Origin of the sequence: uncultured Sphingopyxis sp., from assembly GCF_900078365.1 — a bacterium.
In the GTDB taxonomy this organism is placed as follows: Bacteria; Pseudomonadota; Alphaproteobacteria; order Sphingomonadales; family Sphingomonadaceae; genus Sphingopyxis.
In genome coordinates, this window is the sequence record NZ_LT598653.1 from 388,802 (window position 1) to 400,601 (window position 11,800).

Genomic DNA, 11,800 nt, shown 5'->3' on the forward strand with positions numbered 1-11,800 from the left:
CGTTTCTCTCCTGTCCAACGGGTCCAGAAGGAGACGAAAAATGAAAAAATGGACGACTCTGGCGATGCTCGCCGCTCTCCCCGCGACGGCCGCGGTGGCCGCCGTTCCCTATCATGCGATGCCCCCGGGCTTCGACGCGCCGCAGATTCGCGCCGAACCGATCGCGGGCATCGTGAACCAATATTGGTATAATTACCAAGCCGACATCCTCGAGGCGGAGAAGGAGCTCAACAGCGACCTTCGCCATGCGACCGACCGCGAAGACCGCTGGGACGCCTGGGACGAATGGACCGTCGAGGTCGTCGACGCCGACAAGGATTATGTGAAGGAAATGCGAGGGAAGGGCTATCGCGTCGGCCGCGTCACGGTCGGCGGCTAACGCCTCCGATTTCCCCGAGCCCTGCTCGGGTCGCAGGGAAGGGCGGGTGTCATGGGGCACCCGCCCTTTCTTTGCGTCATAATCCTCCCTGCGGCGAAGCCGTGAGGAGGGGGACCGCCCGAAGGGTGGTGGAGGGGCCGCGCCGTCGCGCTATCGGCCCCTCCGTCAGCGGCTGCGCCGCTGCCACCTCCCCATCGCTGCGCGACGGGGAGGATCAGATTTCTTCGAGCAAGGCTTGCGCTTCCTTGCCCTGCCAGTCGATCGCGCCGATCACGCGCCAGATTTCGCGGCCCTCGGCGTCGTAATAGATGCTCGTCGGCAGCGCGCTGTTCGCGGCGTCGAGCAGGCCGTTTTCGGGATCGATATAGGGCTGGAGCGCCTTGAGCCCCGCTTTCTGGAACCAGGGATCGACCACCGCCGCGCCCTGCAGGTCCTGCGCGACCGCGATCACGCTCATCGCTTCGCCATTCTTCGCCGCGAGCGCGTCGAGCGTCGGCATTTCGGCGACGCATGGCGCGCACCAGGTCGCCCACAGGTTGACGAGCAGCGGACGCCCGCGGAACGACGCCAGCGTCACTGGCGCATCGTCGGGACCGCGAAACGTCGCGGTGGGCGCCGCCGTCCCCTTGTGGCTCCGGTCGATCACATATTCGAACTGGCCGACGCCCTTCGCTTGGCCCGCCGAAACATTTGCTTGGCCTTGCGCCGCTTGCCCGCCGCTTGCCTTTTCCCTATCGCAGCCCGCGATTGATCCGGCCAGAAGAAGGCCAAGGATCGCAAGGGACGGATTCGGGACGCGGCGGATGGCGAATACTCCGGACAGCAACAGCATGTGGGGCGGCCGCTTCGGTGGCGGACCCGCGGCGATCATGCAAGAGATTAACGCATCGATCCCCGTCGACAAGCGCCTGTGGGAAGAAGATATCATCGCCAGCCGCGCGCATGCCGCGATGCTCGGCGCGACCGGAATCATCGCCGCCGAGGACGCCGTGGTGATCGACCGGGGCCTTGCTCAGATCGCCGACGAGTTCGCGGCGACCGGCGTTCCGGTCGACCTCGCGCTCGAAGACATCCACATGACCGTGGAATCGCGCCTGAAGGAGCTGGTGGGTGAAGCCGCCGGGCGGCTCCACACCGCGCGTTCGCGCAACGATCAGGTCGCGACCGATTTCCGCCTGTGGACGCGCACCGCGTGCGAACGCATCGATGCGGGGCTGAAGGCGATCCAGGCGGCGCTGCTGACGCGCGCCGACGAACATGCCGACAGCATCATGCCGGGCTTCACGCACCTGCAGGTCGCGCAGCCGGTGACGCTCGGCCATCACCTGCTCGCCTATGTCGAAATGTTCGCCCGCGACCGCTCGCGTTTCGCCGATGCGCGCCGCCGCCTGAACGAATCGCCGCTCGGCGCCGCGGCGCTCGCGGGCACCAGCTTTCCGCTCGATCGCGACGCGACGGCATCGGCGCTCGGCTTCGACCGCCCGATGGCGAACAGCATCGACGCGGTCTCGGACCGCGACTTCGCGCTCGAATTCTGCGCCTCGGCGTCGATCGCCGCGATCCACCTGTCGCGTCTTGCCGAAGAGGTGGTGATCTGGGCGAGCCAGCCTTTCGGTTTCGTGGCTTTGCCCGACGCCTGGTCGACCGGCAGCTCGATCATGCCGCAAAAGCGCAACCCCGACGCCGCCGAACTGGTGCGCGGGCGCGCGGGGATGCTGCTCGGCGCGTTCCAGCGGCTGGCGGTGATCGTGAAGGGGCTGCCGCTCACTTATTCGAAGGATCTGCAAGACGACAAGGAGACGGTGTTCGGCGCCTTCGATGCGCTCGCGCTGTCGCTCGCCGCGATGACCGGCATGGTCGAAACGCTGACCTTTCGCACCGACCGCATGCGCGCGCTCGCCGCTTCGGGCTATTCGACCGCGACCGATCTCGCCGACTGGCTGGTGCGCGAAAACGGCCTGCCGTTCCGCGAGGCGCATCATGTCGTCGGCGCCTGCGTGAAGCGCGCCGAGGAACTCGGCGTCGAACTGTCGGCGCTGCCCGCGGCCGACGCCGCCGCGATCCATGCGGCGATCACGCCCGACGTGCTCGCTGCGCTGACCGTCGAAGCGTCGGTCGCCAGTCGCATGAGCTATGGCGGCACCGCGCCCGAACGGGTAAGGCAGGCCGTCGCCGCGGCCCGCGCGGCGCTCGAAGGGACGAATTTACGGTGAAGAACCACCTCGTCATGGCGACACTCGCCGCGACCGCGCTGCTCGGCGCGTGCGGCAGCAAGCAGGATCTGAAGCCGGTGGCGGGCCAGCCCGCCCCGGTCGTTCCCGTCGGCGCGACCCGCGCCCCGACCACGGAGGAGCTTACGACGCCTGACGCGCAGGCCCGGCCCGCGCGCAGCGACGAACTTCTCAAACGGTCTGAACAACGCGAAACCGACGATTTCGACTTGCCCCCGCCGGGCTGAGTCCAAAGGCTACCCTCCTGTTTCCGTTCGTGCTGAGCCTGTCGAAGCACCGTATTTTCTGAACGCGAAAGAGGACAGGACGGCCCTTCGACAAGCTCAGGGCGAACGGCGCATATATTAGGATCTGTTTGTGGACCATTTTGAACTTCGTGACGGCGTGATGCACGCCGAAGATATTCCGCTGCCGCGGATCGCCGAGGAAATCGGCACCCCCGTCTATGTCTATTCGCGCGCGACGCTCGAGCGCCATGCGCAGGTGTTTCGCGACGCGCTGAAGGATATTCCGAAGAAGCACATCGCCTTCGCGATCAAGAGCAACCCCAATCTCGGCGTGCTGCGCGTGCTCGCGCGGCAGGGCTATGGCGCCGACGTCGTCTCGGGCGGCGAGCTCGAACGCGCGCTCGCCGCGGGCATTGCGGCCGAAGACATCGTCTTTTCGGGCGTCGGAAAGACGCGCGCAGAGCTCGCGCAGGGGCTCGATCGCGGCATCGGCCAGTTCAACATCGAACATGAGCCCGAGGGCGTCGCGCTTGCCGAAATCGCCGCGCGCAAGGACATGACCGCACCCGCGGTGTTGCGCGTCAATCCCGACGTCGATGCGGGCACGCATGCCAAGATTTCGACCGGCAAGGCCGAGAATAAGTTCGGCGTCGGCATCGACGCCGCGCCCGACATCTTCGCCCGCCTGTCGGCGCTGCCCGGGCTCAACCTGCGCGGCATCGCGGTTCATATCGGCAGCCAGCTCACCAGCCTCGCCCCGTTCGAGGCGGCGTTCAAGCGCGTCGGCCAGCTCGTCGCCGACCTTCGAGCCGCGGGGCACAGCATCACCCATGTCGACCTGGGCGGCGGGCTCGGCGTGCCCTATCGCGCGGGCGACAATATCCTTCCGCCGTCGCCCGCCGACTATGGCGCGATGGTCGCGCGGGTCACCCGCGATTGGGACGTCACGCTGATGTTCGAGCCCGGCCGCGTCATCGCGGGCAATTCGGGGGTGCTGCTGACGGAAGTTTTGTGGGTCAAGCCCGGCGCAAACCACCCCTTTGTGATCGTCGACGCAGCGATGAACGATCTTGCCAGGCCCGCGCTCTATGACGCCTGGCATGATTTCGCCGCGGTGAAGCCGTCGGGCGAGACGATGACCGCCTCGGTCGTCGGCCCGGTCTGCGAAACCGGCGACACCTTCGCGCGCGACCGGCTGATCGACAAGGTCGAATCGGGCGACCTCGCAATCTTCCGCAGCGCAGGGGCCTATGGCGCGACGATGGCGTCGACCTACAACAGCCGCAGCCTCGTTCCCGAGGTGCTCGTCGACGGCGACCGCTATGTCGTCGTCGCCGACCGCATCGCCGCGGGCACGATCATGGCCGCCGAGCGCGTGCCGGATTGGATCGACTAGGAGTCGATCGGGCCCAATCAGATCGGCCGAATACCCCTGTGTCCCCGCGAAGGCGGGGACCCATCACCGGACGGCGCGAGATCAGGCGGCTGGTGATGGACACCCGCCTTCGCGGGTGCGCACCGCTTTTTAAGTGGCCGTCCATGCTCTAAGAACATCGTCATGCACCAGTTCCCTATCTTCCTGAACCTCGCCGGTCGCACGGTCGTGCTGGTCGGGAAGGGGGCGGCGGCGGACGCCAAGGCGCGGCTGATCGTCCGCGCCGGCGGCCGGATCGTCGCGGCGTGGGAGGAGGGCGCGACGATCGCCTTCGTCGCGCTCGACGACGAAGGCGAAGCGCGCGCCGCCGCCGAGGAACTGCGCGCGCGCGGGCTGCTCGTCAATGTCGTCGACCGTCCGGCCCTTTGCGACTTCACCACCCCCGCGATCGTCGACCGTGCGCCGGTGACGATCGCCATCGGCACGGGCGGCGCGTCGGCGGGGCTCGCGAAAGCGATCCGCCAGCGCATCGAAGCCCTGCTGCCGTCACGCCTCGGCGCGCTCGCTTCGGCGCTCCACACCGCGCGCGGCGCGATGACCGCGCGCTGGCCCGACGCCGCGGGTCGCCGCCGCGCGATCGACGCCGCGCTCGCGCCGGGCGGCGCGCTCGATCCGCTTGACGGCGATGCGGCGGAGGCGGTGGAGGACTGGCTCGCGGACGAAACGCCCGCTTCGCCGTCGCGCCTCGAAACCATCCGCCTGACGAGCGCCGATCCCGACGACCTCAGTCTGCGCGCCGCGCGTCTGCTCGGCGAGGCCGATCATGTCTTCCATCCGGCGGCCGTCGCGCCGGCGATCCTCGATCGCGCGCGCGCCGACGCCGCGCGCCATGTCTCCGATGCGCCGCCTGCCGATCCGCCCCCGGGCCTGACGATCTGGCTCGACATGCCGACGATTCCATAGGGACTGGGCCCGAAAACCAAGGCGGCGCGGGTTATTCCGGGCCCAACTCAAGCGCCCGCTCGACCCCGATCGCCTCCAGAAACGCCCGGTCGTGGCTGACGACGAGCAGCGCGCCGTCATAGGCGGCGAGGCCGGTTTCGATGGCGGTGAGCGATTCGATGTCGAGATGGTTTCCGGGCTCGTCGAGGATCAGCAATTGCGGCGGGTGCGGGGTGCCGAGGACGCAGGCGAGGCCGGCGCGAAGCATCTGGCCGCCGCTGAGTGTCCCGGCGATGCGGTCGGCGGCGTCGGCGCGGAAGCGGAAGCGCGCGAGCGCGGCGCGGCACTGGTTGTTCGTCGTCCCGGGATTGAGGATGAGGAAATTGTCGGCGATCGAGCGCGCCGGATCGAGCAAGGCGACCCGCTGGTCGAACAGCGCGAAGGGCACGCCGACGCGCACCGTTCCCGACCAGGGCGCGAGCGTTCCGGCGATCAGCGCGAGCAAAGTCGATTTGCCCGAGCCGTTGGGGCCGGCGATCGCGACGCGTTCGGGACCGGTGAGGGTGAGCGACAGGCCTGCGATGACCGGCCGGTCCGGGGTGTAGCCGGCGGTGACCCGATCGAGTTCGAGGACCGTGCGCGATGCGGGCAGGCCGGTCGAAGGCAGGCCGACCGACAGCGGGTCGACGACCTCGATCTTGCCGCGCGCCGCTTCGCGCGCCTGCTCGGCGTCGGTGCGCTGGCGTTCGGCAAGGCGGCGGTTCGCACCGACGCTTTCTTCGGCGCGGCGCTTGAGCGTCCCGAGCAGGATCGCGGGCTCGTCGCCCCGCGCCGCCTTGCGCCGGCCGCCGGCGTCGCGGCGCGCCTGCCGCTCGGCGGTGACCTGCGCCTGGCGCCGCACGCGGCCGAGTTCCTTCTCGGCGTCCGCGAGCTCGGCTGCGACCGCCGCCTGCTCGATCTCCTTGCGCGCGCGATAGGCGCTCCAGCCGCCGCCATAGCGCGTGGCGCCGAGCGGGGTGAGTTCGACGATCGCGTCCATTCCTTCGAGCAGTTCGCGGTCATGGCTGACGACGATCGCGCCGCCGCGCCAGCCGGCGAGGAGGGTGCGCACGGCCTCGCGGCCCTCGCGGTCGAGATTGTTGGTGGGTTCGTCGAGGAGCAGGAAATCGGGCCCGGCGAACATCGCGCCGGCGAGCGCGGCGCGGGTGCGCTGGCCGCCCGAAAGCGCGGTCAGCGGGGTGTCGGCTGGAAGTGGCAGGCCGACGCTCGCGAGCGCCTCGTCGATCCGCGCTTCGAGCGTCCAGTCGGCATCGCCGATTTCTTCGACGCTGGCTTCGCCGGCTTCGGCCCTGCGCAGCAGCGCGAGGCCGGTGCGCGCGCCGAACAGGTCGGCGATGCTTTCGTCCGCCGCGACCTGCACCGTCTGGCGCAGCATGGTGATGCTGCCGCCCACGGCGATGCTGCCGCTCGTGGGCGAAAGTTCCCCGGTCAGCAGGCGCAGCAGCGTCGATTTGCCGACGCCGTTGCGCCCGACGAGGCCGGTGCGTTCGCGCTGAAAATGGAGATCGAGATCCGAAAGGACGGCGCGGCCGTCAGGCGTGGACCAGCCGAGGTTGGCGATGGTGATCGAGGGGGAGACGGGAGACATGGGCATGGACTTTCCTGGGGGCAAGGCGAGGCGGCGTTGCGGTCAGGTTGCTGTCCATGGCGAAAAGTCTCCGGTGCGGTTGAGGGGACAATGTAGGGAGACGGGAGGGCGGATGCAAATTTGTCTTCGCGGAACAACCGGTTTCGGCCGGAAGTGGACCTATGTTTCATCGTCACCCCGGACTTGATCCGGGGTCCATTCACGCGAGGGTGGAAAGAATGGATCCCGGATCAAGCCCGGGATGACGAATGTCTGAGACCGGCCGATTGCGGCCGTTCTTCTCCCCTCCCGCTTGCGGGAGGGGCTGGGGGTGGGCAGCGGCGGTGCAATTGCCCACCCCGCTGCGACTAACGAACAAAGTTTGTAAGTCTCGCTGCCCCTCCCGCAAGCGGGAGGGGAAAACAGTGCAACCCCACAACGGCGGCTCATCACCCCCAAAACCGCCGATCACACCGGCCCCGGCGCCCGCGCGCGGATGAAGTTTTCGAGGGCGACGAACAGCATTTCACGGGCGTCGCTGCCCAGCATTTCGGCGGCCAGCCAGTCGAAGTGGACGCGGTCGCGGCGCGAGGCGGCACCGACGATCGCGGCGAGCAGCGCTTCGTCGAAGCTGACGTGCGGGCAGCAGGGCGGGGCGACGGCGAAGGGTTCGGGCCAGACATGGCCGATCGCCTCGACGACGAGGCGATAGCGGCGCGCCGCGAGGATATTGCCCCAGCGGCGTTCGAGTTCGGGCATCGGATCGCGCTCGCTGCGGCGGCAGAGGATACAGTATCTGAGCGCGAGGACGGCCTGCGCGGCTTCGACCGGGAGGTCGTGCACCAGCGGCTGTTCGGTGAGTTGGCGGATCAGCTCGCTGCTTTGCATGAGGTTCGTTTCTCCCGGCCCGTGCAGCCTCCCGGTCCGTTTCGTCTCTTCGGGAAAAAGATGCCGGCCGCTTTGAGTGCAGCTTGAAGTTGCAGCGGCCGGCAGGAGGGGACTGCCTCACCTTGCTATTGAGAATTATTCGCAAATACAAGCAAAAAAAGAGGCGCCCGAAAGCGCCCCTGGAAACGACGTGAATCCGCAGGTTTCACGTCGCCCCCGTCTTCGCGGGGCGACGACGATTCTCCTGGAGTCGGTTCGGTTTTGGGACATCAAGCCCCTCCCCTTCAGGGGAGGGGTTGGGGTGGGGGCTGTCGAGGTTGCGCAAGGCCGATGGCCCCCACCCCACTGCGACTAGGCAGCAAGCTGCCAAGTCTGCGTTGCCCCCTCCCCTGAAGGAGAGGGGCTGAAGATGTCTCAACACTGATCAATCGTCGCCAGCGGGCTTCGACTGGAGCTGGACGTAATTTTCGATGCCCATGCGCTCGATCATCTCGAACTGCTTTTCGAGTTCGTCGACATGATGCTCCTCGCTTTCGAGGATGTCGGCGAACAGGTCGCGGCTGACATAGTCGCGCACGCTTTCACAATGCGCGATCGCATCCTTGAGCAGCGGGATCGCCTCTTCCTCGATCGCGAGGTCGGCCTTGAGGATCTCCTCGACCGTCTCGCCGACGCGCAGGCGGCCGAGCAGCTGGAAGTTGGGGAGGCCGCCGAGGAAAAGGATGCGGTCGGCGAGCTTGTCGGCGTGCTTCATCTCGTCGATCGATTCCTCGCGCTCGAAATGCGCGAGGCGCGCGACGCCCCAATTGTCGAGCATGCGATAGTGCAGCCAATACTGGTTGATCGCGGTCAACTCGTTCTTGAGCGCCTCGTTGAGGAAATCGATGACTTTTTCGTCGCCCTTCATGGTGTCTGTCCTGTCATTTTTCTTGGGATGGGAGTGGCGGCATTATACGCCCCCAGTCCCCATCAGGCCAAGGTCAAAAATGGCGGAAAACCAAGAAAAATCAGGCGGTCGCGGCGACGTCGCTGATGATATTGCGAGCGAATGACAGGCATTGTCCGCACTTGGGTTTGCGACCCAATTGCGCATAGGCCGCCTTGGCGCACCGCAATTGGCCGTTCCGCGCGACGTCGCGCAGATCGCGTTCCCTTATTGCGTTGCAGACACAGACGACCATGTGCGAATCCTTCTCAACAATGCTGATTTAGGGATAGTGCGAGAGATTCGCAACAGCAAAGATGCGACTGGTTCGCAATGTGAACGGCCGCATTTTCGTGGCCGGGGCCGCCGTCCGCGCCCCATCGCTCCCCCTTGCCCCCGAAGTGATTCGCGGGCATAGGCGCGCCCATCTTCCCCCGCCCGCCAAAGCAAAGGTCCGCCCCCATGAAAGTGAATGTCTATGTGACGCTCAAGCCGGGGGTGCTCGACCCGCAGGGCAAGGCGATCCATCATGCGCTCGAAGGGCTGGGATTCGGCGGCGTTTCCGACGTACGCGCGGGCCGCTTTATCGAGCTCGACGTCGCCGACGGCACGAGCGACGCCGATCTCGACGCGATGTGCGCCAGGCTGCTCGCCAACACGGTGATCGAAAACTACCGCATCGAACGCCCGTAAAGGAGCCCAGCCCATGAAGACCGCCGTCATCGTCTTTCCGGGTTCGAACTGCGACCGCGACATGGCGGTCGCGCTCGAGACCGTCACGGGCCGGGCGCCCGCGATGGTGTGGCACCGCGAAAGCGAGCTGCCCGACGGCGTTGATTTCATCGCGCTGCCCGGCGGCTTTTCCTATGGCGACTATCTGCGCTCGGGCGCGATGGCGGCGCGCTCGCCGATCCTGCGCGCGGTGTCGGACGCCGCGGGGCGCGGCGTGCCGGTGCTCGGTGTGTGCAATGGCTTTCAGGTGCTGACCGAGGCGCTGCTGCTCCCGGGCGCGCTGATGCGCAACGCGGGGCTCAACTTCGTATGCCGCACCGTGCCGCTGACGGTCGAGAACAGCCAGTCGCTGTTCACCGCGGGCTACAAGGCGGGCGAGGAGATCAATATTCCCGTCGCGCACCACGACGGCAATTATTTCGCCGATGAGGGCACACTCGACCGAATCGAGGGCGAGGGGCGCGTCGCGTTCCGCTATGCGGACGGGGTCAACGGATCGGCGCGCGGCATCGCCGGCGTGCTCAACGATGCGGGCAATGTGCTCGGCATGATGCCGCACCCCGAACGCGCGATCGACCGCGCGCACGGCGGCACCGACGGGCTACGCCTGTTCGAGGCGGCGCTCGGCGTCCTCGCCTAGGACCGATCGAGATTTAGCCTCTGGCGGCCTGCAAATGGCGGCCTTCCGCGCTTCCGGTGCTCACGTGCAGAAGCACGCTGCGCTCCGGGTCACGGAAAACCACCATTTTCGACTCGCCAGAGGCTAAATCTCGATCGGTCCGCGATTGGGCGCGTCCGCCGCGGGCGCGGCGCGCTGCGGTTGCAGCCAGCGCCCGACGAACAACAGCACCGTCGGCCAGAACATCGTGTTCCAGATGTCGTGCCAATGCGCGGCGTCGGGCTGGATCGTCGAGCGGCTGTATTCGGCGGTCAGGTCGAGCCATTCGCCGCCGCAGGCCATGACGAGCACCGCGAGCCACGCCGCGACCCATCCGCCGCGGCCACGCCACGCGAGGCGCGCCGTCAGGAACAGCGTCATGCCGAAATAAATGTGGAGCGCATCCTTGCCGAGGCCGGTCGCTTCGAGCACCGACAGCTTGCGGGCCTCGAACAGCGACGCGATTTCAATGAGGGTCATGCGCGGTCAGACTTTGGCGCCAAAGGGGTTGAAGTCGGTGCCTTCGTCGAACACGTCGACACCTTCGCGGCGCTTCAACGCGCCGACGACGACATAGGTTGCGGGGGTCAGCGCCGCCTCCCACGCGACCTTCATCGCCCAGTTGGTCGTGAGGACCAGGAAAACCTGTTCGGTTTCCCAGATGCCGAGGAAGGCGATGGGATAGAAGATGAGGCTGTCGATGCCCTGTCCGAAAATCGTCGAGCCGATCGTGCGCATCCACAGGTGGCGCCCTTCGGTCGCGAGCTTCATCCGCGCAAGGACATAGGAGTTGACGAACTCGCCCGCCCAGAAAGCGGCCACGGAGGCGAGGACGATGCGCCACGCCGATCCGAACACGCTTTCATAGCTTTGCTGGCAGACCGCGCCGGGCCCCGGCGCATCGCCCGATTTCAGCACCAGCGTCTCGGCCCCGCTGCACCACCAGTCCTGCGCCGGAGGCATGGCGAGCACGACCCAGCTCATCACCGCCATGAACAGCAGTGCCGCGAACCCCGTCCAGATCACCCGCCGCGCGCGGGCATAGCCATAGACTTCGGTCAGCACGTCGCCGATGACATAGCTGATCGGAAAGAAGAGGATGCCCGCGCCGAAGGTCAGCCCGCCGATCATCGACAGCTTCGACGCCCCGATGATGTTCGACAGCAGCAGCACGGCGACGAAGGCCGCCATGACGAGGTCGTAATAGCGAAAATGCCGGATGCTTCCGGCGCTCACGGGCGCGGGTTTGGCGGGGGGCGCGTCGGAATCGGTCATCGGCCGCTGCTTAACCTGCTTTGCAGCCCGCGCAAACCACGCTATTCGCGGCGCCGCACAGCCGTGCCGCGCGCCCGTAGCTCAGCTGGATAGAGCACCCGCCTTCTAAGCGGGTGGCCGCAGGTTCGAATCCTGCCGGGCGCGCCATTCCCGGGCCGTCCGTGCCCGCTCCATTTTGGATCAGCGTGCTGCGATGACGATGATTTCGACCTTATAGTCGGGCGTCGCGAGTTTGGCCTCGCCGGTCGCGCGGGCGGGGGCATCTTTTCCGTCGACCCATTTGTCCCAGACCGCGTTCATTTCGGCGAAGTCCGCCATGTCGGCGAGCCAGATCGTCGCGGACAGAATCTTCGCCTTTTCCGAACCGGCTTCGGCCAGCAGCGCCTCGATCTGGCCGAGGATCGCCTGCGTCTGGTTCGTGACGCTTTCGCCCGGCGCACCGACCTGACCGGCAAGATAGACGGTGTCGCCGTGGACGACGGCCTGGCTCATACGCGTGCCGGCCTGGATGCGGGTGATGGTCATGTCTTTTCCTTTCGTC

15 protein-coding genes and 1 tRNA gene are annotated in these 11,800 nt (G+C 67.1%); 8 read left to right on the top strand and 8 right to left on the bottom strand.

The annotated features are described in order from the left end of the window. The first annotated feature begins 40 nt into the window (after window positions 1-40). Window positions 41-379 carry a hypothetical protein gene (locus QZL87_RS01780; protein ID WP_295323035.1) on the top strand — a complete coding sequence of 113 codons (339 nt, stop codon included), beginning with the start codon at window positions 41-43 and terminating at the stop codon, window positions 377-379. Between the two features lie 214 nt (window positions 380-593). On the opposite strand, the gene QZL87_RS01785 is transcribed toward QZL87_RS01780, so the two are convergent. Next, window positions 594-1,025: a TlpA disulfide reductase family protein gene (locus tag QZL87_RS01785; RefSeq protein ID WP_362988327.1), complete on the bottom strand. Its 432-nt coding sequence runs from the start codon at window positions 1,023-1,025 to the stop codon at window positions 594-596. Between the two features lie 157 nt (window positions 1,026-1,182). On the opposite strand from QZL87_RS01785, the gene argH reads away from it, so the two are divergent. The 4 genes from argH to QZL87_RS01805 all read left to right on the top strand — a co-directional run bounded on the left by argH (window position 1,183) and on the right by QZL87_RS01805 (window position 5,175). Next, window positions 1,183-2,592 (top strand): argininosuccinate lyase, encoded by a 1,410-nt coding sequence (argH, locus tag QZL87_RS01790; protein ID WP_295323037.1) that lies wholly within the window; start codon window positions 1,183-1,185, stop codon window positions 2,590-2,592. A 14-nt stretch (window positions 2,593-2,606) separates the two neighbouring features. Next, window positions 2,607-2,837 (top strand): hypothetical protein, encoded by a 231-nt coding sequence (locus QZL87_RS01795; protein ID WP_295327118.1) that lies wholly within the window; start codon window positions 2,607-2,609, stop codon window positions 2,835-2,837. A gap of 130 nt (window positions 2,838-2,967) precedes the next feature. Next, the gene (gene lysA / locus QZL87_RS01800) at window positions 2,968-4,233 is read left to right on the top strand and encodes a diaminopimelate decarboxylase (protein ID WP_295323038.1); all 1,266 of its coding nucleotides are present in this window, start codon (window positions 2,968-2,970) and stop codon (window positions 4,231-4,233) included. A 162-nt stretch (window positions 4,234-4,395) separates the two neighbouring features. Then, the gene (locus QZL87_RS01805) at window positions 4,396-5,175 is read left to right on the top strand and encodes a bifunctional precorrin-2 dehydrogenase/sirohydrochlorin ferrochelatase (protein WP_295323040.1); all 780 of its coding nucleotides are present in this window, start codon (window positions 4,396-4,398) and stop codon (window positions 5,173-5,175) included. Window positions 5,176-5,206: 31 nt separating this feature from the next. On the opposite strand, the gene QZL87_RS01810 is transcribed toward QZL87_RS01805, so the two are convergent. The 4 genes from QZL87_RS01810 to QZL87_RS01825 form a co-directional block, all read right to left on the bottom strand. Beyond that, a complete protein-coding gene (locus QZL87_RS01810; RefSeq protein ID WP_295323043.1) occupies window positions 5,207-6,808 on the bottom strand; it encodes an ABC-F family ATP-binding cassette domain-containing protein in 1,602 nt (533 codons plus the stop codon). A gap of 441 nt (window positions 6,809-7,249) precedes the next feature. Beyond that, the gene (locus QZL87_RS01815) at window positions 7,250-7,669 is read right to left on the bottom strand and encodes an addiction module antidote protein (protein WP_295323046.1); all 420 of its coding nucleotides are present in this window, start codon (window positions 7,667-7,669) and stop codon (window positions 7,250-7,252) included. Window positions 7,670-8,093: 424 nt separating this feature from the next. Beyond that, window positions 8,094-8,576 carry a bacterioferritin gene (bfr, locus tag QZL87_RS01820; protein WP_295323048.1) on the bottom strand — a complete coding sequence of 161 codons (483 nt, stop codon included), beginning with the start codon at window positions 8,574-8,576 and terminating at the stop codon, window positions 8,094-8,096. A 100-nt stretch (window positions 8,577-8,676) separates the two neighbouring features. Beyond that, entirely contained in the window at window positions 8,677-8,850 is a 174-nt protein-coding gene (locus QZL87_RS01825) for a (2Fe-2S)-binding protein (protein WP_295323051.1), read from the bottom strand. Between the two features lie 206 nt (window positions 8,851-9,056). Between QZL87_RS01825 and purS the strand changes: the two genes are divergently transcribed. Both purS and purQ read left to right on the top strand, forming a co-directional pair. Next, window positions 9,057-9,287, top strand: coding sequence for a phosphoribosylformylglycinamidine synthase subunit PurS (gene purS, locus QZL87_RS01830; protein WP_295323054.1), 231 nt, complete (start codon window positions 9,057-9,059; stop codon window positions 9,285-9,287). 13 nt (window positions 9,288-9,300) lie between these two features. Continuing rightward, window positions 9,301-9,966, top strand: coding sequence for a phosphoribosylformylglycinamidine synthase subunit PurQ (purQ, locus tag QZL87_RS01835; RefSeq protein ID WP_295323056.1), 666 nt, complete (start codon window positions 9,301-9,303; stop codon window positions 9,964-9,966). 123 nt (window positions 9,967-10,089) lie between these two features. Here purQ and QZL87_RS01840 read toward each other — a convergent pair whose 3' ends face one another. Beyond that, the gene (locus QZL87_RS01840) at window positions 10,090-10,464 is read right to left on the bottom strand and encodes a hypothetical protein (RefSeq protein WP_295323059.1); all 375 of its coding nucleotides are present in this window, start codon (window positions 10,462-10,464) and stop codon (window positions 10,090-10,092) included. 6 nt (window positions 10,465-10,470) lie between these two features. Beyond that, window positions 10,471-11,259: a queuosine precursor transporter gene (locus QZL87_RS01845; protein ID WP_295323062.1), complete on the bottom strand. Its 789-nt coding sequence runs from the start codon at window positions 11,257-11,259 to the stop codon at window positions 10,471-10,473. A gap of 70 nt (window positions 11,260-11,329) precedes the next feature. Between QZL87_RS01845 and QZL87_RS01850 the strand changes: the two genes are divergently transcribed. Next, window positions 11,330-11,406: transfer RNA gene (locus QZL87_RS01850), tRNA-Arg, on the top strand. A 33-nt stretch (window positions 11,407-11,439) separates the two neighbouring features. On the opposite strand, the gene QZL87_RS01855 is transcribed toward QZL87_RS01850, so the two are convergent. Further along, complete coding sequence (locus tag QZL87_RS01855) at window positions 11,440-11,784, bottom strand: RidA family protein (protein WP_295323064.1); 345 nt, start codon at window positions 11,782-11,784, stop codon at window positions 11,440-11,442. Between the last annotated feature and the right edge of the window lie 16 nt (window positions 11,785-11,800).